Genomic DNA, 21,028 nt, shown 5'->3' on the forward strand with positions numbered 1-21,028 from the left:
TAGAAAGAAGGACGCAGAATGGCTCAGGATCCGCAGATATTGCTTTCGTTCGATGACGAGGGCACCGCCGTTGTGATCGTGGACGATACCGAAACCGGCGATGCCGCGACGCTGCTTGGGCTTGCCCCCGGGCTTGCGGAACCGGGACAGGCGTTGCAGCTTGCGCAGGCGCTCAACCATCTCGCCCATGAACAGACATTTGCCGTTATCGAGGACCCGGCGGAATTTGCCGCATGGTACAACAAGCGCCTTGCCGAGGAAGACCCGAAGGCCGATTGGGTCGAGGGCACGTTCCAGCTCAGCAACTATCCGGCCCCGGATTTCGATGCGATCAAGGCCCCTCGGACCAGCGGCGGTACCCTGACCTTTTTCGCCATCAATCGCCAGCTTGGCGCGGTTTACACCGCCAGCGCGGGGCTGGAGGGCGACGCGCTGACCCCGCAATACGATCCGCTGAACGGCTGACGGACCGGGCGGTTGCGCCATGGTGCGGGGCCCCGGCTTTCCCGCGCAAACCCGGCCCCTGCCCTTGTCACGCTCCGCGATCCCTATAGAAGAGGTGCAGCCAAACCGGCACCAAGGTTCACGGAGAGAATGATATGACCCGAATTGTTTCCATCGGCGAGTGCATGGTCGAACTTGCACCCACCAATATCGAAGGGTCCTACCAGATCGGCTTTGCCGGCGACACCATGAACACCGCCTGGTACCTGAGCCAGTTGCTTGGCGACGCGCACCAGGTCGATTACCTGAGCGCCGTGGGCCAGGACGCGATCTCGGAGCAGATGCTGGAGTTTCTGCAAGAGGCCGGGATCGGAACCGATTCGATTCAGCGCCTGCCCGGTCTGACCGTCGGGCTTTACATGATCCAGTTGCAGGACGGCGAACGCAGCTTCAGCTATTGGCGCGGACAAAGCGCCGCGCGCATGCTGGCCAGTGACAGCGACCAGCTTGCGGCGGCGCTCGGCTCTGCGCAGATCGCGTTCTTTTCCGGCATCACACTTGCCATTCTCTCGGACCAGGATCGCGCCCGACTGCTGGCGGCGCTGGCGGCGTTTCGCACCGGCGGCGGCACGGTGGTGTTCGACCCCAACCTGCGCCCGCGCCTCTGGGACAGCCCCGACACGATGACCGCCAGCATCACCGCCGCCGCAGAGGTCAGCGACACGGTCCTGCCCTCGCACGAGGACGAGGCGACATGGTTTGGCGACGCCGACCCCGAGGCAACGCTCGCGCGCTATCTGAAGGCCGGGGCGCAAACCGTGGTGGTCAAGAACGGCCCTGGCGAGATCCTGATCTCGGATGGCGGCGCGATCTCGCGCGTTTCGCCAGTCGCGGCCCCCACCGTGGTGGATACCACGGCGGCCGGGGATTCCTTCAATGCCGGTTTCCTTGCCTCGCAACTCGCGGGCAAACCCATTGACCAGGCGGTCATCGACGCGGCGGCGCTGGCCGGGCGGGTGATCCAGTCGCGCGGTGCGCTGATGCCCTGCGCCGGCTGACCCGGATGATGCAGGAGCCCCGCCATGCGCCATTTTGACGACATCCACGCCATCGCCGCCGAACGGCACGGCGGAGCGGACGCCCTGAACGGCAAGCTCTCCCGCCCCGAGAGTGCGGCGGCGCTGGCCCGCCTGCCCGAAGACCGCTGGCTGTCGATCATCACGAAATGCATCTTTCAGGCCGGGTTCAACTGGAAAGTCATCGAGAACAAATGGGACGGGTTCGAAGCGGCGTTTGACGGGTTTGATCTGGGCAAATGCGCCTTCATGGATGATGACAAGCTCGACGCGCTGCTTGCCGACCGGGCCATCGTGCGCAATGGCCCCAAGATCATGACCGTGCGCGACAATGCCGTGTTCCTGTTGGAACTGCGCGATCAGGGTGGCCCCGGCGTGGTGTTCGGAGGCTGGCCGTCCAGCGACTATATCGGCCTGCTCGCGCTTCTCAAGGCGCGCGGCGCACGGCTTGGCGGCATGAGCGGCCAATACGCGATGCGCTTTGCCGGACGCGACAGTTTCATTCTGTCGCGCGATGTCACCGCGCGGCTGATCGCCGAGGGGGTGATCGACAAGCCCGCGACATCAAAGCGGGCGATGCAGAGCGTGCAGGCCGCGTTCAACACCTGGATGGATCAATCCGGCCGCTCGCTGACCGAGATCAGCCGGGTTCTCGCGATGAGCGTCTGACCGGAAAACCGCCGCGCCGCCGCAACTTGCCCCTACCGCCCCGCAGGCGGGCGGGATAACCTGCGCGCATGATCCTGCGCCTGTTCCTGATCCTTGCCCTTGTGTGTTCCTGTGGCCGCCCCCTCACCGATACCGAAGAGGCGTTCATTCGCGGATTGCAGGGCGAACAGCTCGACACATCGCGCATCCGGATCGTTCGGGGCGCGCCGGTGGCCGCCGTCACCTTTCGCCGCAAGGCGCGCCCGCGTGTGGCCTGCCGCGAGCGGATCCTGCCGCCGGTCAAGGAAGAGATCGTGACCACCAAGCCCGCCGCCGTCGCCCTGTTCAACCATGTCTATTTCGCCAGGGACTGGTATCTGGACGATTACATGCGCGACTATCCCGAGCGCCTGTACCTCGTTCAGTCGATGCTGCTTGCGCATGAGATGACCCATGTCTGGCAATGGCAGAACCGTGCCCGCACCGGGTATTCGCCGCTGCGCGCGGCGGCGGAACATGGCAGCGTCGATGACCCCTATCTGTTCGACCTGAACGAAGCGCCCGATTTCCTCAGCTATGGCTATGAACAACAGGGCGCGATCGTCGAGGAGTATGTCTGTTGCCGAGCACTCGCGCCGGATGCCGCGCGCACCAAGCGGCTGCATGACATGCTGAGCGGGGCCTTCCCGGTTTCCGACCTGCCCGCCGCGCGCGAAAGCGATGTCTACCTGCCCTGGCGCGATGCCGAGCTTGCGGGCATCTGTTCATAGGCCAGGTCGCCCGCCCAGCCGGTCAAGGGGTCTGGATGCTCTCCAGATAGGCCAGCAGGGCGGCCAGGGGCCGGGGCGTGGGCGTCAGGGTGCCGTCGATATCCACCGGCACCGTCTCGCCTTCCAACAGCGCGCCGAACGCGGGCATGACATCCCCCGCCTTGCCGCGCCCATAGCCGTCGATCTGCGACAGCACCTGCGCCTTGGGAAAGCTGCCGCCATTGCGAAAGGCGATCCGCGTGAGATCCGGCGCAACCGTGCCGCGGGCCAGTTGCTTGCCGCCTTTGCCCTGCGGTCCGTGGCAGCTGCTGCAATTCGCGGCAAACAGCGCCGCCCCTTCGTCGGGCTGGGGCATGACATCGGTGGTGCAGGCCGCGATCACCGCGACCACGGGCAGGATGGACAGGGGAATGATCTGCATTCAGGGTCTCCGTTCAGGTGCCCCGAATGGACTGCAATCCGGTCACGAGGTCAACCGCCGGCGACAGCGTCGCGGCAGAGTTGCGCACCCGCCACGGTGTTTCAGGTTTCGGTCAGCCTGCCGTTCTCAAGCCTGAGCACCCGGTCCATCCGCGCCGCCAGCTCGAGGTTATGCGTTGCGATCACCGCCGCGAGACCGGTATCCGCCACCAGGGCCATCAGCGCGTCAAACACCTGGTCCGATGTTGCCGGATCAAGGTTGCCGGTAGGCTCGTCCGCCAGCAACAGGCGCGGCGCATTGGCCAGCGCCCGGCAGAACGCCACCCGTTGCTGTTCGCCACCCGAAAGCGCCGCCGGACGGTGGCCCGCCCGCGCCGCGACCCCCACCCGTTCAAGCAGGTGCAGCGCACGGTCCCGCGCGCGGGCCTCGGACACGCCATTGGCAAGCTGCGGCAACACGATGTTTTCCTGCGCGGAGAACTCCGGCAGCAGGTGGTGAAACTGGTAAACGAACCCGATATCGCGCCGCCGCGCCGTGGTGCGCGCGCGATCGGATTTGCCCGCCAGGTCGACACCGCCAATCCGCACCGCGCCCTGATCCGCCACATCCAGCAGCCCCGCGATATGCAAAAGCGTCGATTTGCCCGCCCCCGACGGCGCAACCAGCGCGACGGTTTCGCCGGTGCCCACGGTCAGGTCGAGACCCTGCAAGACCCGGATTTCACCGGGCGAGCCGGCCCCATAGGTCTTGGCCAGACCTTGCAGTTGCAGCACCGGTTCACTCATAACGCAACGCCTCGACCGGGTTCATCCGCGCCGCGCGGCGCGCCGGGAACAGGGTGACAAGAAAGGACAGCCCAAGCGACAGGCCGACGGCGGACAACACATCCCCCAGCCGGAGCTCCGCTGGCAACCGATAGATGCCCCGGATCGACGGATCCCAGACCCCGCCCCCCATCACGTAGTTCACAAAGGAAAACAGCGGGTCGATATAGATCGCAAAGAGACAGCCCAGAACCACCCCCATCACCGTGCCGATCAGCCCGGTGAACGCGCCGCAGATAAAGAAGACCCGCATGATCGATCCCTCGCTCAGCCCGATGGTGCGCAGGATGCCGATGTCGCGCCCCTTGTTCTTGACCAGCATGATCAGTCCGGAGACGATATTCATCGCCGCGATCAGGACGAGGATCGACAGGATGATGAACATCACGTTGTCCTCGACCTCGAGTGCGCGCAAGAACCCGCCGGCCGAGTCGCGCCATGTCCAGACCTGCGCCCGATCCCCCGCCGCGCGCAGGATGTCGATGGTCAGGGCATTCACTGCCTCGGGGTCTTGGACCATCACTTCGAGCTCGTCGGCCACGCCTTCGCGATTGAAATAGGCCTGCGCCTCGGCAAATGGCAGGTATACGCGGGTGCGGTCGATGTCATAGCGCCCCGCCGAAAACACATAGACAACCTCGTAGGCATTCACGCGCGGGCTGGTGCCAAACGCGGTTTTCACCCCGTTGGGCGAGGTCAGCTTGATCGTGTCGCCGACCCCTGCGCCAATCGCGCGGGCGACGCCCGACCCGATGGCGATGCCTTGATTGAAACGGCTCAGGTCGCCCACCGCCTGTTCGGAGCCCGCAATACCCGGCAGCGATTCGAGATCGGCGCGCGTGATGCCGTAAATCTCGGCCCCGGAACTTGCGTCGCGCAGGCTGATCAGGGCCTGCCCCTTGATCAGCGGCGCCACCCGGGTCACGCCGGGCACCTGCGCGACGCGGTCGGCCCATCCCCGGTAATCCGAGATCGTGCGGTCAAGCTGCCCCTGCGGGCCGACACGACCGACATCGTAGACGGTCACATGGGCATTCGCGCCCAGGATGGTGCCGACAAATTCCGTGCGAAACCCCGAACGCACCGCCAGCGTGGCGATCAGGGCGAACACCGCGAGCGTGATGCCGATCAGGCTGATCCATGTCATGACGCTGACACCGCCCTCGGCACGGCGGGCACGCAGGTAACGCCACGCGATCATCCATTCGAACGGGGCAAAGGGGGCGGGCGTTCTGGCCATGTCGGCTCCTGTCTGCGATCGGCGAACGGATACACCGGCAAGCCCCACAGTCAACCCCGCCACGCACACCGGCAATTGATTGCCGCCGGGCGATTGCGTAGCAAGGGGGACAATCCACAGATGGGTGCCCCTTGACCGTCATTTCCCTTACCTCGATTCCGCCGCGCTTTGACATGCTGCAACGCACGCTGGCCGACCTGCTGAGACAGACCGCCGAGATTCGGGAGATCCGGGTCAATATCCCGCACAGCTATCGGCGCTTTCCCGAGGGCAGTTTCGCGTTGCCCGGGATGCCCGAAGGGGTGCGCATCGCCCGTACCGAACAGGATTACGGCCCGGCCACCAAGCTGCTGCCCGCGCTGACCGATCTGGCCGGGACCGATGAACCGATCATCTATTGCGACGACGACCGAACGACCTCGGTTCACTGGGCGCAAGACCTGATCGACGCAGGGCGCGCGCAGCCCGAAATGTGCATCGCCAATTCCGGCTGGGATCTTGAGAATCTGGGCGTAGCGATCAACCGCCAGTCACAAGACCGCCCGCGAGCGGTCTATCAGACTTCGCGGCGCGACCTGCCTTACCGGATGCGCAGGATCAAACAGGCGGTGTTGAAAGCCCGCGGCAAACCCGCCGCCAAACCGTTCCGCACCCGCAATTTTCGCCAGGAAGGGTTGATCGACATCATGGAGGGCTGCGGCGGCGTGCTCGTCCGGCCCGGCTTTTTCCCGGAACGGGTATTTGATGTGCCCGCAAAGGTCTGGACCGTCGATGACATCTGGCTTTCGGGCATGGTGGCACAGAACAACGTGCGCATTCTCGGGCATAACGGCTACCTGCCCAACGAGATTTCCGGCGCGGAGGCGGACGCCCTGAGCAACAGCACCATCGAGGGATTGAACCGCCAACAGGCCAACCTGGAATGCGTTCAGTACATGCAGCGCGAATTCGGCATCTGGCCGGCCGCCTGAGCGGGGCTCACTCGCTCAGGTTGTCCCAGCTGCGCCAGGGCTGCATACTGCGCAACAAGGTCTTGATGAAACTGTGACGCGCCGCCCGGCGCACCGCCGGTTTGCCCAAATTGCCCAGGAAAATCCCCCATGAGACGCGCAGGGGCAATTGTCCGATACGGACCCAGTTCAGGCATTCCTCGTCGCTGTAGCGGGACATATCGACAAAGGGCGCATAGTTCTTGCGCCACACCTGCGCCACCTCGGTTCCCGTGCGTATCAGGTCGGCCGACAACCCGCCTCTGCGGAAGACCGCGATGGGCACCATCACGGCACAGCCCCTGAGCCCGCGCATGAAGATCCGCAGGGTCATGTCGTAATCCGCAACGATCCTGAATTGCAGGTCATGCCCGCCCAGTTCCTGAAACACCTTGCGTCGGATCAATGTGGAATTGTGACAGAACGGGATGCTGCGCAACATGCTGTTGGTGGTCACGCGCCTGGCATAAAACGTGCTGCCATCGGTGTTGACATAGGTGGTCTGCCCAAAGGCATAGTCGGGATCTTCGCTGGCCAGCTTTTCCTGAACCAGCGCCAGCGAATCCGCACGTTCGATCAGGTCGTCGGAATTCAGAAAGATGATATAGTCGCCGGTGCTCGCATCCACCGCCTTGTTCATCGCGTCATACAGCCCGCCATCCGGTTCGCTGAAGAAACGAACCGGCACCGGGGCGCCATCCTGTTGCAACGCGGCGATCTTTTCCTCGATCAGGGCCTGAGTGCCATCGGTTGACGCGCCATCATAGATCACGTGCTCAAGGCCGCTGGCGCTCTGGCCCTGAACACAGTCCATGACCTCGAGAATCGCGTCCCGGCGCCCGGCCTCGATCAGGTTCCAGGTCACCGTGATGACCGAGATCGTCGGCAAGGCCCCCATTTGTCAGGCCGTCTGGCCGTAGATCGCCGCCACCTTGGCCACGGCCTGTTCGGGGGGCAACTCTTCGCTCTCGCCGGTGCGGCGGCTGGTCAGTTCGACAACCCCGTTTTTCAACCCGCGCGGCCCCACGGTGATCCGCCAGGGCAGTCCGATCAGGTCCATGGTGGCAAACTTGCCCCCGGCCCGTTCGTTGCGATCGTCATATAGCGGCTCGAGTCCAAGCGCGGTCAGCGATTGATACAGCGCATCACAGGCCCCGTCGGCCTCGTCATCGCCCTGTTTCAGGTTGACGATCCCGCAATGGAACGGCGTGACACCCTCGGGCCAGATGATGCCCTTGTCGTCATGGCTCGCTTCGATGATCGCGCCCAACAGGCGCGACACGCCGATGCCGTGGCTGCCCATATGCACCGGAACCTGTTTGCCATCCGGAGTCTGCACCGTCGCGCCGAGGGCATCGGAATATTTCGTGCCGAAATAGAAAATCTGCCCCACCTCGATGCCGCGCGCGGTGCGGCGGCGCGCCTCGGGCACATCGTCAAACAGCGCCGCGTCATGGGTTTCGTCGGTGCGGGCATAGCGGCTGGTGAATTCCTCGAGCACCGCCTGGCACTGCGCCACGTCGTCATAATCGATCTCGCGGTCGCCGAATTTCAGATCGGTGATCTCGCTGTCATAGAACACTTCGGATTCACCGGTTTCCGCCAGCACCAGGAATTCATGCGTATAGTCGCCGCCGATCGGGCCGCCATCCGCCCGCATCGGAATCGCCTGGAGCCCCATGCGCTCGTAGGTACGCAGATAGCTCACGAGGTGGCGGTTATAGGCATGCAGCGCGTCCTGCTTGGTGACGTCGAAATTATAGCCATCCTTCATCAGGAATTCGCGGCCCCGCATCACACCGAAGCGCGGGCGGATCTCGTCGCGGAATTTCCACTGGATGTGATAGAGCGTCAGCGGCAGGTCCTTGTAGCTGCTCACATGGCTGCGAAAGATGTCGGTGATCAGCTCTTCGTTGGTGGGCCCATAGAGCATGTCGCGGCCATGTCGGTCGGTGATCCGCAGCATCTCTTCGCCGTAATCGTCATAACGTCCGCTCTCGCGCCACAAATCCGCCGATTGCAGGGTTGGCATCAGCATCGGGATATGCCCGGCGCGCACCTGCTCTTCATGCACGATCCGCTCGATATTGCGCAGCACCTTGTAACCCAGCGGCAACCAGGAATAGATGCCGGCCTGGGCCTGCTTGATCATGCCCGCGCGCAACATCAACCGGTGGCTGACGATCTGCGCCTCGGCAGGATTTTCCTTGAGAACGGGCAAAAAATATCGGGACAGGCGCATGTGCGGTCTCTTCATGGAACTGGGTTTATCGCGGTCTATGCCAAAGCGCGGGATCAGGCAATCAACCAATGCGAAGCGATTTTGCCAAAAGGCGCAGTTTTTAAAGGCAGAACTCCATTTCACCCGCCGCACCCCACGGCTCCCCTTGAAACCGGTCCGGCGATGGGCGATGTGATACGCTAACGCAAACAAGGGTCATGCATGACACTGCCGGTCAGGGATCAGATGAAATACTGGGGCATCGCCACCGCGATCTTTGCGATCGTGCTCTGGTTTCTTGGCGACGTGTTGCTGCCCTTCGTGATCGGCAGCGCCATCGCCTATTTCATCGACCCGGTGGCCGACCGGCTCGAGCGGGCCGGGCTGTCGCGGGTGGCGGCGACGGCGGTGATCACCATCCTGGCCATCCTGCTGGCGGTGCTGGTGGGGCTGCTGGTCATTCCGACGCTGATTTCCCAGACGATCGACCTGATCAACATCATGCCGCAGCTGTTCCGGGACCTGCAGAATTTCATCGCCACGCATTTCCCCTCGCTTCTGGTCGAAGGGTCGAACGCGCGCGAAACCCTGAATTCCATCGGCGAGGCGATCAAGGAGCGCGGGCCCGAGTTGATCGAATCCGTGCTCGGCTCGGCCCTGTCGGTGCTCAACATCGTGGTATTGCTGGTGGTGGTTCCGGTGGTGTCGGTCTACATGCTGCTGGACTGGGACCGGATGATCGCGCGTATCGACGACCTGCTGCCGCGTGAACATGCCCCGGTGATCCGCAGGCTGGCGGGCGAAATCGACAACACGCTGGCCTCGTTCATTCGCGGCATGGGCACGGTCAGCCTGATCCTGGGCACCTATTATGCCATCGCCCTGATGATCGTCGGGCTGAATTTTGGGCTGGTGGTGGGCGTCGTCGCCGGGCTGGTCACTTTCATTCCCTATCTGGGGGCGTTGATCGGCGGCTCCCTGGCCATCGGGTTGGCCTTGTTCCAGTTCTGGGGCGACTGGGCCTCGATCGGTCTTGTGGCCGGGGTGTTTGCCCTGGGGCAGGTTGTCGAAGGCAATGTGCTGACCCCGAAACTCGTCGGCGGCTCGATCGGGCTGCATCCGGTGTGGCTGTTGCTTGCGCTGTCGGTTTTCGGTGCGCTCTTCGGGTTCATCGGGATGCTTGTCGCCGTGCCGGTGGCGGCGGCGCTTGGCGTCCTTGCGCGGTTCGGGGTGGATCAATACCTGCAAAGCCGCCTCTATCGCGGCGAGTCGGACCAGGACACACAATAACATGCCCGAACAGCTCAGCTTTGACTTGCCAGCCATGCCGGTGCTGGGGCGGGACGACTTCTTTGTTTCGCCGGAAAACGCAATGGCGGTTGCGATGATCGACGCCAGCGACAGCTGGCCCAACGGCAAGCTGGTGCTGTCCGGCCCCACCGGCGCGGGCAAGACCCACCTGACCCATGTCTGGGCCGCCGCCAATGACGCCGAAATCGTGACCGCCGCAGAGCTGCCATCGCGCGACATTCCGGCGCTGGCCCGGCACTGTATCGCGGTCGAGGACGTGCCGCGCATCGCGTCGGATCGCGAGGCGCAGAATGCGCTGTTTCACCTGCACAACCTGATCCTGTCGCAGGGCAACCGCCTGTTGATGACCGGGCGGGGGGCGCCGAACCTGTGGTCTCTCCCCCTGCCCGACCTGCAAAGCCGGATTGACGGCACCACCCATATCGCGCTGCTCGCGCCTGATGACAGGTTGCTGGCCGCCGTGCTGGCCAAGCTGTTCGCCGACCGGCAAATCACGCCGAAACCGGATGTCATCCCCTTTCTGCTGTCGCGGATGGATCGGTCGTTCCGGGCCGCCGAAGACATCGTAAACCGTCTGGACAAGGCGGCCCTGTCCCGACATCACACGCTCTCGCGACGGCTGGCCGCGGAGTTGCTTGGCGCTCAGGAGCGGACTGACTAAAATGGACACGTACTTGTCACTCAAAACCATTGGTTGCACCCCGATGACAGATGCCAACTTCCTGGACGCGCCCTTTCCCGAACCTGTCGAACTGCCCGATTTCAACCTCACCGGTCCCGAGCGGTTCAACAATCGCGAACTCAGCTGGCTGGCCTTCAACTGGCGGGTTCTCGAAGAGGCCGAGAACCCGCGCGTGCCGCTGCTCGAGCGGCTGCGTTTCCTGTCGATCTCGGCCAAGAATCTCGAAGAATTCTATACCGTGCGCGTCGCCGGTCTGCGCGAGCTGGCCCATGCTGGCAACACGACACCCGCCGCCGACGGGTTGACCCCCGCGGAACAGCTGCTGCTTATTCACGAGGACACGCGCAAGCTCATGCAGGCGCAGCAACAGATGCTGACGCAGCTTGAACCGGCGCTGGAAGAGGCCGGGATCATCGTCGTCACCCGCGCCGAGCTCACCGACGACGACAGGACATTCCTTGCGGATGCCTTTCTGAACCGGGTCTTTCCGGTCCTGTCGCCGCTGGCCATCGACCCGGCGCATCCGTTCCCCTTTATCCCCAACACCGGGTTCTGCCTGGCGCTGCAACTCGAGCGCACGCGGGACAAGCGGGTGTTGCAGGCGCTGTTGCCGATCCCGCACCAGATCGACCGTTTCATGGCCCTGCCCTCCGGGCCGGGTCAGCAGCGTTTCCTGCTGCTCGAAGAATTGTTGCTCGAGCATATCAGCAGCCTGTTCCCGGGCTACAAGCTCAAGAGCCATTTCGAATTCCGGGTGCTGCGCGACAGCGATCTGGAAGTCGAGGAAGAGGCCGAAGACCTGGTGCGCGAATTCGAGGTGGCACTCAAGCGCCGCCGCCGGGGCGAGGTCGTGCGCATGACCCATTCGGCGGGCGCGCCCGAAGAGCTCAAATCAACGGTGATGAGCGAACTGGGTGTCGAAACCGCCGAGGTGGTCGAGATCGACGGCATGATCGGGGTTTCCGACCTTGACGAACTGGTGCTCGACAACCGTCCGGACCTGTTGTGGCCCTCGTTCACGCCGCGCGTTCCCGAGCGGGTCAGCGACCATGACGGCGACATGTTCGCCGCCATCCGCAAAAAGGACATGCTGCTGCATCACCCCTATGAAACCTTTGACATGGTGGTGCGTTTCCTGATGCAGGCGGCGCGCGACCCGGACGTGGTGGCGATCAAGCAGACGCTCTATCGCACCTCCAAGAACTCGCCCATTGTCGAAGCCCTGTGCGAAGCGGCAGAAGACGGCAAATCGGTCACCGCGCTTGTCGAGCTCAAGGCGCGGTTCGACGAAGCCGCCAATATCCGCCAGTCACGCAGGCTCGAACGGGCCGGGGCGCATGTGGTCTATGGCTTTCTCGATCTGAAAACCCACGCCAAGATCAGCACCGTGGTGCGCCGCGAAGGCGACAGCCTTGTGACCTATACCCATTACGGCACCGGCAACTATCACCCGATCACCGCGCGCATCTATACCGACCTGTCGCTGTTTACCTGCGACACCGCCCTTGGGCGGGACGCAACCAAGGTGTTCAATTTCCTGTCGGGCTATGCCCAGCCGGACCAGCTCGAGAACCTGGCGATTTCGCCGCTGTCCCTGAAACAGAGCCTGTTGGACATGATCGAAGCCGAGATCGAACATGCCCGCGCCGGACGCCCCGCGATGATCTGGGCCAAGATGAACTCGTTGATCGACAGCGAGGTGATCGACGCGCTGTACCGGGCGAGCCAGGGCGGGGTTAAGATCAGCCTGGTCATTCGCGGCATCTGTGGCGTGCGTCCCGGCATCAAGGGTCTGTCCGAGAATATCCGCGTCAAATCCATCATCGGCCGCTTTCTCGAACATTCGCGCATTGTCTGTTTTGGCAATGGCCACGGCCTGCCCAGCAAGCGCGCACGGGTTTTCATCTCGTCCGCCGACTGGATGGGCCGCAACCTGAACCGCCGGGTGGAAACCCTGGTCGAGATCGGGAACCCCACCGTCAAGGCCCAGATCGTCAGCCAGGTGATGGCGGCAAACCTCGCCGATGTGGCGCAATCCTGGATCATGGGCCCGGATGGCAGCTCGACCCGCGCGACGGTGAACGAAGGTGAATTCGCCTTCAACTGTCACCGGTTCTTCATGGAGAACCCGTCGCTCTCCGGTCGCGGTTCCGCCGGCGCATCCGATGTGCCGAAATTGACACATACGGATGAGGCAACGGGCAATTGACGCATGCCGCCGCTTCCCGCATCCTGACCACGGATCAGCCGGGGGAAGCATGAATACCGAAAATACCGCCGCCAGCCCGGACTGGGACCCCTTTGGCCGCCCGCTGTTTGACAGCCCCAGTGCCCGTGCGCTGTCGCGGGTGGGCGTGGTTGATGTGGGTTCGAACTCGGTGCGCCTCGTGGTGTTTGACGGGGCCGCGCGCAGCCCGGCCTATTTCTACAACGAAAAGATCATGTGCGGCCTTGGTGCGGGGCTTTCGCAATCCGGGTGCCTGAACCCCGAGGGCCGCGTGCGGGCGCTGAATGCCATTCAGCGGTTCCAGCACCTGGCGCGTGGCATGAACCTGCCGCCGCTGACCGCCGTGGCCACGGCGGCGGTGCGCGACGCGGAGGACGGCCCGCAATTCTGCGACGAGGTGTTGCGCGAAACCGGGCTGCGGATCTGGGTGATCGATGGCGAGGAAGAGGCCCGGCTTTCGGCGCAGGGGGTGCTGCTTGGCTGGCCCGGTTCCTACGGGCTGGTCTGTGACATCGGCGGCTCGAGCATGGAGCTTGCGGAGATCTCCGGCGGGCGCGTCGGCAAACGGGTGACCTCGGCGCTTGGCCCGCTGAAACTGGCGAGCATCAAGGGCGGGCGCGCCGGGCGCAAGGCACATATCAAGGAGACGATGGCCCAGCTTGCCGACACCATGGGGCCGCAACCTGACCGGCTGTTCCTGGTGGGGGGCAGCTGGCGGGCGATTGCCCGGATCGACATGCTGCGCCGCGACTATCCGCTGCATGTGCTGCATGAATACCGGATGCGCCCCAAGGACGTGCGCGCCACCGTCAAGTTCATCGAGAAGAACGATCCCGACTGGTTGCGCGGCAATGCCAACGTGTCTTCGGCGCGGATGGCGCTGGTGCCGATGGCGGCGGATGTGCTGGCGCGGCTGGTGCATACGTTCAAACCCAAGGACATCGCGGTGTCGAGCTATGGCATTCGCGAAGGGCTGCTTTATGAACAGATGCCGCAACGGCTGCGCGACCGCGACCCGCTGATCGAGGCTTGCCATTTCGCCGAGGCCAAGGACGCCCGCTTTCCCGGTTTTGGCAATACGCTGTTCAAATTCATCCTGCCGCTGTTCAAATCCGCCCCCGACGCGCGCAAGCGGCTCGTCAAGGCGGCCTGCCTGCTGCATGACGTAAGCTGGCGGGCGCATCCGGATTACCGCGCGGAGATCTGTTTTGACAACGCCACCCGCGCCAATCTGGGTGGGCTCAAGCATTCCGAACGGGTGTTCCTGGGCCTCGCCCTGATGCACCGCTATCGCAACAAGCGCGAAGGCACCCGATTTGAGGACATGTTCGGCCTGATCGACGGCTCGAGCCAGCTTCAGGCCGAGATCCTCGGCAAGGCGATGCGCTTTGGCGCGATGCTGCTGATGCAGGACGGCGAATCGATGAGCAGCCTGCGATGGTACCCCAAGCGGCGGTTGCTCGAATTCCGGCTCTCCAAGGATACGCAGGACCTCTATGGCGAGGTCGCGCAGGCGCGCATGCAATCGCTGCTGTCGTCCCTTTCCGCCGAGTTGAAAGTCATCAACATCAACTGACGGAAAATGTCAGAGATCGGTCTGACCCTGCGGCGGCGGATCGGTTTGCGGAACGGCTTCGGGCTGGGCCTCGGGCGGGTCTAGCGGTTCGATCTTCTTGCGGATGATGATGTCGCCATTGGGCAGGATCTCCGGCGGGTGATAGGCCGCCCAATCCTTGACCTCCTCCAGCATCCGGCCAAAGGCCGGCCCCATCTCTTCGAGGAAAGAACCAAGCGCCGGGCCATACTCATCCGCCAGTTCGCGCATCCGCTGCAGGGCGGGCGACATTTCCTCGCGCAGCCCCTCGAACAACAGCTCCATGCCGCGCTGCATCAGATCCTTGCCCTCGCCCTCGTCCTGGGCGGCGAGCGGCGTGGCCGCGAGGGCGGCGACAAGGACAAGCGGAGCAAATTGTTTCATGGGTTCAATATAGACCACGCGCCCGGGCGTTCAACGCTCAGATGTCGATATCCAGCGACACCGGGAAATGATCCGAGGCCCGCAGCAGCGCCTGGCGCAAATCCGCCATCTCCCAGCATTGCGCGTCATCAAACGGGTGCCAGATGCGCCAGGCGGGGCGTCGCGACATCAAGCCGGGAGACAGCATGATGTAATCCAGCAGCGCCTGTAGATAGCCATTGCCCTCATATCTTGGGAACCGCGCGGTTGTCGGATGCGCGCCCAGGCGCCGTTGCAGCGCCCGGCGCGCATGGGGGTCGTAAAGGTCGTCGCCCAGCAGGATTTCAACCGAAGAGCGGCCAAAGAGATGTTCGTATTCATCCAGCCCGGGGCCGTCATTCAGATCTCCCATCAGGATCACCGCATCCCCGTCATCGATGTGCCGGTCGATCCGTCGCCGCAGCCAGATCGCCTGCGCCAGTTGCTTGCGCCGGTTGGCGATCGACAGCCGCATGGCCGCATCCCGATTGCGCGCGCCATGCGGGGCCTTGGATTTCAGATGCGCCCCGATCAGCCGCAGCGCGGTCCCTTGCCCGGTGGTGATCGCAAGCTCAAGCGGCGGCTTGGAAAACCGCACGATATCCTCGGTGGCGTCGACATCCAGATCGATGCGAAAGCTGCTGTCAAAGCGCGGGGCTTCGGGGTCGCCGACGGTGTGCCCCACCGGATCGTGCTGCGCGGTCAGGATGTCGGGATCAAAAAGCAGAGCGATTTCCTGATGGGTGTCATTGGCAAACCCCATCACCGCGCGGCGCGCGCGCAGTTCGAACGCCGCCGCGAAATGCTCCAACGCTCGAACGGTGCTCTGGTTGCGCCCGGTATTGGGGGCCTCGACCACCAGAACCGCATCCGCATCAAGGGCCGAAAACACCACGCCAAGCGCCTCGGCCTGTTGCGCGCGGGTCACGTCACGCCGCCCGGACCAGCCGTCGTCGACGATCAGGTGATCATGCTCGTCAAACAGGTTGGCGAACCATTCGACATTGTAGGTCGCCAGCCGCATCAGACCGCCGCGGCGCTGATTTCATCCCAGGCGCGGTTGATGTCGATCATGCGTTTCTCGGCCAGCTTGATCGCCTCTTGCGGCACCCCGCGCGCGACCATGCGGTCCGGGTGGTTGTCGCGCACCAATTGCCGCCAGACCTTGCGAATCTCGGCCAGCGGCGTGTCGGGCGCGACCCCCAGAACGGTATAGGGATCCGCCTCGGCATCCGGTACAAACCGCGCCCGCATCGCCCGGAACTGGGAATCGGGCAGGTTGAAGATCGCGGCCACGTCCTGCAGAAACTCGTTTTCGCCGGGATGATAGAACCCGTCGGCCATGGCGATATGAAACAGCCCCTCCATGAGATCGCTGAGCGTGTCGGGATCATCCGCGAACATGGTGCCGATCCGGCGGGCATACTCGCGGTATCCCGCGACATCGGTGCGTGCCAGGTTGAACACCCGCGCGGCCCCGGCCTCGTCCTCTTCGCCGATGCGGAACACCTCGCGAAAGGCGGTCACCTCGTCGCGTGTCACCTGCCCGTCCGCCTTGGCCATCTTGGCCCCAAGGGCAATCACGGCAATGGCAAAGGCCACGCTGCGTTCGGGGCGCGTGCGCAGGCGGTCAAACACGGCGGTCAGGCTTTCGCCATTGGCCAGCGCCGCCAGCGCATCGGTTATGCGGGTCCAGATCGACATGGGATCAGCTTAGCCCGGCTGCGCCGCAGTGTCAGGTGCGCCATCTGGTCTCGGGCACAGTATCTTTTGCATCAGTACCAGGTCGAGCAGTTCCCCGGCCTTGAACCCGACCTGCGGCATATGCCCGACACGCTCGAACCCCACCGCGTCGTGAAAGGCGATGGCGGCGGCATTGCCCCCGCTGATCGCCGCAACCAGCACGTGAATGCCCTGCGCGATGGCCGCCTGCTGCAACGCCGCGATCAGGGCGCGGCCCATCCCCTGCCCGCGCGCGCCAGACGCCAGGTGGATCGAATGTTCGGCGGTGCGCACATATCCCGGCCCCGCGCGGAACGGGCCAAAGCTGGCAAAGCCACGCACCACGCCCGCCGATTCCGCCACCAGGAACGCGGGGCCGCGCGCCCGGATGTCCGCCGCCACCTCGTCGGGGTCGCGCTCGCGCGTGGTAAAGGTGATCGTGGAATTGCGGATCATCGGATTGAGGATGGCACAGATCGCACCGGCATCTGCCGCAATCGCCTGTCGCACGGTCATTGCAGCACGCGCAGCCCGCCGGGCGTGTCGATCTCGGCCCGCAGCGCCGGGGGGGCCGGCTCATAGACCACGCGCGGATCTGCCAGCAACGGTTGCAGCGCCTGCCCGAGCGCTCGTGCCTCGGGATGGCACACGATCAGCCGTCGCAACGCACAGCCCGATGGGGCGAGCATGGCACTGGGATGCACCGGGCTCTGCCACGAGATCAGCGCCGGATGCAGGTTGTCATAGGGCAGCACCCCATCCTGTGGCACCGCCATCTGCCAGCGCAGTTCCCCCCGGCGCAGCGCCACCGGCGCGCCCACACCCTTCGGCAGCGTTGCAAGTGTCGCTGGCATATCCGCCGTCGCGCAGACCCAGTTGGTCAGCCGTGCGGGGCCCGCAAAGCGATCAAGATCGAACCAGCGCGGCCGCGCTGGCACCGGCAATGACGGATCGACAGAAATGGCTTCGAGATACAGCCCATCCGCCAGCCCCAGCAGGGTGTTATGCGTGTGAAACACGTCATGCTGCCCGCCCGGCTGCATCGCGACGCCAAGGGCCTCTTCGACCCGCGCGGTTGCCTCGGCCAGGGTCTCTCCTGAGACGGCGATATGATCGAAACTCAACATGCCACCATCTTGCCGCGCACAATCGGCGCGCGAAAGGGCAAAACCCGGTGCAGCGGTGAAAATCGACCGGCCCCGGGATCACGCCACCCACGCCACCAGCGACCAGACCGCCGCCAGCACCGTGGGATAGAAGGTCGCCGCGAACCCAAACGCCCGCAGGGGCGGTGACAGGTGATAGCCGCCCCAGAAGGCCAGCCGCGCCACCGCAAAACCCAGCCCCATCGCCACCACCACAACCCCGCCCAGGCTCAGCGCCACAAAGGGCCACGTCACCAGCGCCAGCACAAGCTGTTCGGTTGTGTTGGTCAGGACCCGCTGATCGATCCTGGCCGGGCCTTGCGGCGGGAAATCCTCGCCATCGATGATCGTGTCATCAAGGAACCGGCGCTGCGCCAGCCGGCCGACCATCGCGATCATCACCAGCCCCGGCGCGATGAACGCCGCGGGCAAGGCCAAGGGCGGCGGCAGGAACGGCAGGCCCGGCGCCTGCGGCCCCCAGACCACCGCCAGCGCCCATACCGCACCGGCCACCATGCCAAGTGCGATCATGGGCCGCCTGCGCATCAGCCGCGGGCTTCGCGCACCAGGCGCAGGATGTCCTTGGCCGCGTTCGGGATGTTGGTGCCCGGACCAAAGATCGCCTTGACGCCATTGTCATAAAGGTACTGGTAATCCTGCTGCGGGATCACGCCGCCGCAGATCACGATGATATCCTCGGCCCCTGCCGCCTTGAGCGCCTGCACCAGCTGCGGAGCCAATGTCTTGTGTCCGGCGGCCTGGCTGGAAATGCCGACGATATGCACGTCGTTGTCGACCGCGTCCTGAGCGGCCTCTTCCGGCGTCTGAAACAGCGGGCCCACGTCCACGTCAAAGCCGATATCGGCAAAGGCGGTGGCGATGACCTTGGCGCCCCGGTCGTGGCCGTCCTGCCCCATCTTGACCACCAGCATACGCGGCCGCCGGCCCTCGACCTCGGCAAATTGCTCGACGGTTTTCTGGATCTCGGCAAATTCGGCGTCGCCTTCGTAGGCCGCCCCATAGACCCCGGCAAGCGTCTTGACCTCGGCGCGGTGACGGCCGAATTCCTTTTCCATTGCCATGCTGATTTCTCCAACTGTTGCCCGCGCGCGGGCGGCCTCGACTGCCGCCTGCAACAGGTTGCCCCCTTCGCCCGCACAGCGCGTCAGCTTGTCCAGCGCCGCCATGCAGGCCTCTTCGTCGCGTTTCGCACGCACATCGTTCAGCCGCGCGATCTGGCTGTCGCGGACCTTGGCGTTGTCGATTTCAAGGATGTCGATCGGGTCTTCCTTGTCCTTGCGGTACTTGTTGACCCCGACGATCACCTCGTCGCCCCGGTCGATCATCGCCTGCCGGGTGGCCGCGCTCTCTTCGATGCGCAGCTTGGGCAGACCGCTGGCCACGGCCTTGGTCATGCCGCCCATCTCTTCGACCTCTTCGATCAGCTTCCATGCCTCTTCTGCCAGATCATGGGTCAGCTTCTCGACGTAATACGACCCGGCAAGCGGATCGACCACGTTGGTCACGCCGGTTTCTTCCTGCAGGATCAGCTGGGTGTTGCGGGCAATCCGGGCACTGAAATCGGTCGGCAACGCAATCGCCTCGTCCAGCGCGTTGGTATGCAGGGATTGCGTCCCGCCCAGAACCGCGCTCATCGCCTCATAGGCGGTGCGCACCACGTTGTTGTAGGGATCCTGCTCCTGCAAGGACACGCCCGACGTCTGGCAATGGGTGCGCAGCATCATGGATTTCGGGTTCTTGGGCTCGAACTCGCTCATGATCTTGTGCCACAAGAGCCGCGCGGCGCGCAGCTTGGCGGCCTCCATGAAAAAATTCATGCCGATGGCAAAGAAGAACGACAACCGCCCCGCGAACTTGTCGACATCCATGCCCCGCGCAATCGCGGTGCGCACATATTCGCGCCCATCCGCCAGCGTATAGGCAAGCTCTTGCACGAGGTTCGCGCCGGCTTCCTGCATGTGGTAGCCGCTGATCGAAATGCTGTTGAACTTGGGCATTTCGTTCGAGGTGAACTCGATGATGTCGGCCACGATCCGCATCGACGGTTCCGGCGGATAGACATAGGTGTTGCGCACCATGAATTCCTTGAGAATGTCGTTCTGGATGGTCCCTGCAAGCACCGATTTGTCATGCCCCTGCTCTTCGCCGGTGACGATGAAATTGGCGAGGATCGGGATGACCGCACCGTTCATCGTCATCGATACGCTGACCTTGTCCAGCGGAATGCCGTCAAACAGGATTTTCATATCCTCGACGCTGTCGATGGCCACGCCAGCCTTGCCTACATCGCCGACAACGCGGGGGTGGTCGCTGTCATAGCCGCGGTGGGTGGCAAGGTCGAAGGCCACGGAAACCCCCTGCTGACCGGCCGCCAATCCGCGACGGTAAAAGGCGTTGGATTCCTCGGCTGTCGAAAACCCGGCATATTGCCGGATCGTCCAGGGGCGGCCCGCATACATCGTCGCCTTGACGCCACGGGTGAACGGGGCCTTGCCCGGAATCGTGCCCAGGTGGTTCACGTCGGCCAGGTCGTCCTGGGTGTACAGCGGCTGAACCTCGATGCCCTCCAGCGTCTTCCAGTTCAGATCGCCAAGCGGGCGGCCACGCAGCTCCTGCTCGGCAAGGGCTTTCCAGTCGTCTTTGTCAGCAGCCATTTGATCGTCCTCTTGTCGTGTCTGTCCAAGGCAGGGGCCCGCCCCGCCAGATTTTCTAGGCCCGGCACCGCGCCCGGTCACAGCCCGGCGCGCCCGTGGTCATTTTTTTGTGTGGGGTCACGAAAACGGGCATCGCAATTGTCGCCCTTGTGCTTATATGTCTAGCAACGGGAGAGACTATGAAACTTTGCTTAGCATTTGTTTTCGCGGCGTTATTATCCGTGCCGGCCGGGGCACAGGAGGGATCGGCAACGCCCGGCTCGGCGATGATCCAGCCCGCCGGCGACAGTGACCTGAGCGAATTCCTCTGGGTCAAACGCCCGGTGGTGGTGTTTGCCGACTCGCCCGCGGATCCGCGATTTGCCGAACAGATCGAGCGCCTGGGCGACGACATCGGGATGCTGATCGACCGTGATGTCGTGATCCTGACCGATACCGACCCGGCGGCCAAATCCCCGCTGCGGCAGAAACTGCGCCCGCGCGGATTCATGCTGGTGCTGCTGGGCAAGGATGGCGGCGTCAAGCTGCGCAAGCCGATGCCGTGGACCGTGCGGGAAATCACCCGGTCCATCGACAAGACGCCGGAACGCCAGCGCGAAATCGACCAGCGGCGCGGGCTCTGAGCCCGGCCGCGTCG

22 protein-coding genes are annotated in these 21,028 nt (G+C 64.1%); 10 read left to right on the forward strand and 12 right to left on the reverse strand.

The genetic code is table 11. From position 1 onward, the window contains the following. Positions 1-18: 18 nt before the first annotated feature. From ACP15R_RS00940 to ACP15R_RS00955, 4 genes are all read left to right on the forward strand, one after another. Positions 19-465 (forward strand): hypothetical protein, encoded by a 447-nt coding sequence (locus tag ACP15R_RS00940; RefSeq protein ID WP_424984487.1) that lies wholly within the window; start codon positions 19-21, stop codon positions 463-465. Between the two features lie 134 nt (positions 466-599). After that, a complete protein-coding gene (locus ACP15R_RS00945; RefSeq protein ID WP_424984488.1) occupies positions 600-1,502 on the forward strand; it encodes a sugar kinase in 903 nt (300 codons plus the stop codon). A 24-nt stretch (positions 1,503-1,526) separates the two neighbouring features. Then, on the forward strand, positions 1,527-2,189 hold the full coding sequence (locus ACP15R_RS00950) for a DNA-3-methyladenine glycosylase I (protein WP_424984489.1): 663 nt from the start codon (positions 1,527-1,529) through the stop codon (positions 2,187-2,189). Between the two features lie 68 nt (positions 2,190-2,257). Beyond that, positions 2,258-2,938, forward strand: a complete 681-nt coding sequence (locus tag ACP15R_RS00955) for a hypothetical protein (protein ID WP_424984490.1) — start codon at positions 2,258-2,260, stop codon at positions 2,936-2,938. Positions 2,939-2,960: 22 nt separating this feature from the next. Here ACP15R_RS00955 and ACP15R_RS00960 read toward each other — a convergent pair whose 3' ends face one another. The 3 genes from ACP15R_RS00960 to ACP15R_RS00970 form a co-directional block, all read right to left on the reverse strand. Then, complete coding sequence (locus ACP15R_RS00960; protein WP_424984491.1) at positions 2,961-3,359, reverse strand: c-type cytochrome; 399 nt, start codon at positions 3,357-3,359, stop codon at positions 2,961-2,963. 101 nt (positions 3,360-3,460) lie between these two features. Further along, on the reverse strand, positions 3,461-4,144 hold the full coding sequence (locus ACP15R_RS00965) for an ABC transporter ATP-binding protein (RefSeq protein ID WP_424984492.1): 684 nt from the start codon (positions 4,142-4,144) through the stop codon (positions 3,461-3,463). Next, on the reverse strand, positions 4,137-5,423 hold the full coding sequence (locus tag ACP15R_RS00970) for a lipoprotein-releasing ABC transporter permease subunit (RefSeq protein ID WP_424984493.1): 1,287 nt from the start codon (positions 5,421-5,423) through the stop codon (positions 4,137-4,139). Before ACP15R_RS00970 ends, ACP15R_RS00965 begins: the two co-directional genes overlap by 8 nt. 131 nt (positions 5,424-5,554) lie before the next feature. Here ACP15R_RS00970 and ACP15R_RS00975 point away from each other — a divergent pair, with 131 nt between their 5' ends. Further along, a complete protein-coding gene (locus ACP15R_RS00975; protein WP_424984494.1) occupies positions 5,555-6,394 on the forward strand; it encodes a hypothetical protein in 840 nt (279 codons plus the stop codon). Positions 6,395-6,401: 7 nt separating this feature from the next. Here ACP15R_RS00975 and ACP15R_RS00980 read toward each other — a convergent pair whose 3' ends face one another. Both ACP15R_RS00980 and proS read right to left on the reverse strand, forming a co-directional pair. After that, the gene (locus tag ACP15R_RS00980) at positions 6,402-7,310 is read right to left on the reverse strand and encodes a glycosyltransferase family 2 protein (protein WP_424984495.1); all 909 of its coding nucleotides are present in this window, start codon (positions 7,308-7,310) and stop codon (positions 6,402-6,404) included. Positions 7,311-7,313: 3 nt separating this feature from the next. After that, positions 7,314-8,654, reverse strand: a complete 1,341-nt coding sequence (proS, locus tag ACP15R_RS00985) for a proline--tRNA ligase (protein WP_424984496.1) — start codon at positions 8,652-8,654, stop codon at positions 7,314-7,316. Positions 8,655-8,855: 201 nt separating this feature from the next. Here proS and ACP15R_RS00990 point away from each other — a divergent pair, with 201 nt between their 5' ends. From ACP15R_RS00990 to ACP15R_RS01005, 4 genes are read left to right on the forward strand one after another with little or no spacing between them, the layout of a single operon-like run. Further along, positions 8,856-9,923 carry an AI-2E family transporter gene (locus ACP15R_RS00990; protein WP_424984497.1) on the forward strand — a complete coding sequence of 356 codons (1,068 nt, stop codon included), beginning with the start codon at positions 8,856-8,858 and terminating at the stop codon, positions 9,921-9,923. Position 9,924: 1 nt separating this feature from the next. After that, entirely contained in the window at positions 9,925-10,605 is a 681-nt protein-coding gene (locus ACP15R_RS00995) for a chromosomal replication initiator DnaA (RefSeq protein WP_424984498.1), read from the forward strand. Positions 10,606-10,648: 43 nt separating this feature from the next. Then, entirely contained in the window at positions 10,649-12,835 is a 2,187-nt protein-coding gene (locus ACP15R_RS01000; protein ID WP_424984499.1) for an RNA degradosome polyphosphate kinase, read from the forward strand. Positions 12,836-12,884: 49 nt separating this feature from the next. Next, positions 12,885-14,429 carry a Ppx/GppA family phosphatase gene (locus ACP15R_RS01005; protein ID WP_424984500.1) on the forward strand — a complete coding sequence of 515 codons (1,545 nt, stop codon included), beginning with the start codon at positions 12,885-12,887 and terminating at the stop codon, positions 14,427-14,429. A 9-nt stretch (positions 14,430-14,438) separates the two neighbouring features. On the opposite strand, the gene ACP15R_RS01010 is transcribed toward ACP15R_RS01005, so the two are convergent. From ACP15R_RS01010 to scpA, 7 genes are all read right to left on the reverse strand, one after another. Then, complete coding sequence (locus ACP15R_RS01010) at positions 14,439-14,831, reverse strand: hypothetical protein (RefSeq protein ID WP_424984501.1); 393 nt, start codon at positions 14,829-14,831, stop codon at positions 14,439-14,441. Positions 14,832-14,868: 37 nt separating this feature from the next. After that, positions 14,869-15,873 (reverse strand): endonuclease/exonuclease/phosphatase family protein, encoded by a 1,005-nt coding sequence (locus ACP15R_RS01015; protein WP_424984502.1) that lies wholly within the window; start codon positions 15,871-15,873, stop codon positions 14,869-14,871. After that, a complete protein-coding gene (locus ACP15R_RS01020; RefSeq protein ID WP_424984503.1) occupies positions 15,873-16,553 on the reverse strand; it encodes a TerB family tellurite resistance protein in 681 nt (226 codons plus the stop codon). Before ACP15R_RS01020 ends, ACP15R_RS01015 begins: the two co-directional genes overlap by 1 nt. 9 nt (positions 16,554-16,562) lie before the next feature. Further along, positions 16,563-17,087 (reverse strand): N-acetyltransferase family protein, encoded by a 525-nt coding sequence (locus tag ACP15R_RS01025; RefSeq protein ID WP_424984504.1) that lies wholly within the window; start codon positions 17,085-17,087, stop codon positions 16,563-16,565. Further along, positions 17,084-17,698, reverse strand: a complete 615-nt coding sequence (locus ACP15R_RS01030) for a VOC family protein (protein WP_424984505.1) — start codon at positions 17,696-17,698, stop codon at positions 17,084-17,086. The genes ACP15R_RS01025 and ACP15R_RS01030 overlap by 4 nt, the downstream gene beginning before the upstream one ends. Positions 17,699-17,776: 78 nt before the next feature. Then, positions 17,777-18,247, reverse strand: a complete 471-nt coding sequence (locus tag ACP15R_RS01035) for an MAPEG family protein (RefSeq protein WP_424984506.1) — start codon at positions 18,245-18,247, stop codon at positions 17,777-17,779. 14 nt (positions 18,248-18,261) lie between these two features. Further along, positions 18,262-20,391, reverse strand: a complete 2,130-nt coding sequence (gene scpA / locus ACP15R_RS01040; protein ID WP_424984507.1) for a methylmalonyl-CoA mutase — start codon at positions 20,389-20,391, stop codon at positions 18,262-18,264. 179 nt (positions 20,392-20,570) lie between these two features. On the opposite strand from scpA, the gene ACP15R_RS01045 reads away from it, so the two are divergent. Then, positions 20,571-21,014 carry a DUF4174 domain-containing protein gene (locus tag ACP15R_RS01045; protein WP_424984508.1) on the forward strand — a complete coding sequence of 148 codons (444 nt, stop codon included), beginning with the start codon at positions 20,571-20,573 and terminating at the stop codon, positions 21,012-21,014. Positions 21,015-21,028: the final 14 nt, after the last annotated feature.

Source organism: Microbulbifer sp. S227A (genome assembly GCF_049800935.1).

Bases quoted from the DNA above. Each gene is read 5' to 3' on its own strand.
- ACP15R_RS00940 (WP_424984487.1), top strand. From the start codon at position 19: ATGGCTCAGGATCCGCAGATATTGCTTTCGTTCGATGACGAGGGCACC.
- ACP15R_RS00945 (WP_424984488.1), top strand. From the start codon at position 600: ATGACCCGAATTGTTTCCATCGGCGAGTGCATGGTCGAACTTGCACCC.
- ACP15R_RS00950 (WP_424984489.1), top strand. From the start codon at position 1,527: ATGCGCCATTTTGACGACATCCACGCCATCGCCGCCGAACGGCACGGC.
- ACP15R_RS00955 (WP_424984490.1), top strand. From the start codon at position 2,258: ATGATCCTGCGCCTGTTCCTGATCCTTGCCCTTGTGTGTTCCTGTGGC.
- ACP15R_RS00960 (WP_424984491.1), bottom strand. From the start codon at position 3,359: ATGCAGATCATTCCCCTGTCCATCCTGCCCGTGGTCGCGGTGATCGCG.
- ACP15R_RS00965 (WP_424984492.1), bottom strand. From the start codon at position 4,144: ATGAGTGAACCGGTGCTGCAACTGCAAGGTCTGGCCAAGACCTATGGG.
- ACP15R_RS00970 (WP_424984493.1), bottom strand. From the start codon at position 5,423: ATGGCCAGAACGCCCGCCCCCTTTGCCCCGTTCGAATGGATGATCGCG.
- ACP15R_RS00980 (WP_424984495.1), bottom strand. From the start codon at position 7,310: ATGGGGGCCTTGCCGACGATCTCGGTCATCACGGTGACCTGGAACCTG.
- proS (WP_424984496.1), bottom strand. From the start codon at position 8,654: ATGCGCCTGTCCCGATATTTTTTGCCCGTTCTCAAGGAAAATCCTGCC.
- ACP15R_RS00990 (WP_424984497.1), top strand. From the start codon at position 8,856: ATGACACTGCCGGTCAGGGATCAGATGAAATACTGGGGCATCGCCACC.
- ACP15R_RS00995 (WP_424984498.1), top strand. From the start codon at position 9,925: ATGCCCGAACAGCTCAGCTTTGACTTGCCAGCCATGCCGGTGCTGGGG.
- ACP15R_RS01000 (WP_424984499.1), top strand. From the start codon at position 10,649: ATGACAGATGCCAACTTCCTGGACGCGCCCTTTCCCGAACCTGTCGAA.
- ACP15R_RS01005 (WP_424984500.1), top strand. From the start codon at position 12,885: ATGAATACCGAAAATACCGCCGCCAGCCCGGACTGGGACCCCTTTGGC.
- ACP15R_RS01010 (WP_424984501.1), bottom strand. From the start codon at position 14,831: ATGAAACAATTTGCTCCGCTTGTCCTTGTCGCCGCCCTCGCGGCCACG.
- ACP15R_RS01015 (WP_424984502.1), bottom strand. From the start codon at position 15,873: ATGCGGCTGGCGACCTACAATGTCGAATGGTTCGCCAACCTGTTTGAC.
- ACP15R_RS01020 (WP_424984503.1), bottom strand. From the start codon at position 16,553: ATGTCGATCTGGACCCGCATAACCGATGCGCTGGCGGCGCTGGCCAAT.
- ACP15R_RS01025 (WP_424984504.1), bottom strand. From the start codon at position 17,087: ATGACCGTGCGACAGGCGATTGCGGCAGATGCCGGTGCGATCTGTGCC.
- ACP15R_RS01030 (WP_424984505.1), bottom strand. From the start codon at position 17,698: ATGTTGAGTTTCGATCATATCGCCGTCTCAGGAGAGACCCTGGCCGAG.
- ACP15R_RS01035 (WP_424984506.1), bottom strand. From the start codon at position 18,247: ATGATCGCACTTGGCATGGTGGCCGGTGCGGTATGGGCGCTGGCGGTG.
- scpA (WP_424984507.1), bottom strand. From the start codon at position 20,391: ATGGCTGCTGACAAAGACGACTGGAAAGCCCTTGCCGAGCAGGAGCTG.
- ACP15R_RS01045 (WP_424984508.1), top strand. From the start codon at position 20,571: ATGAAACTTTGCTTAGCATTTGTTTTCGCGGCGTTATTATCCGTGCCG.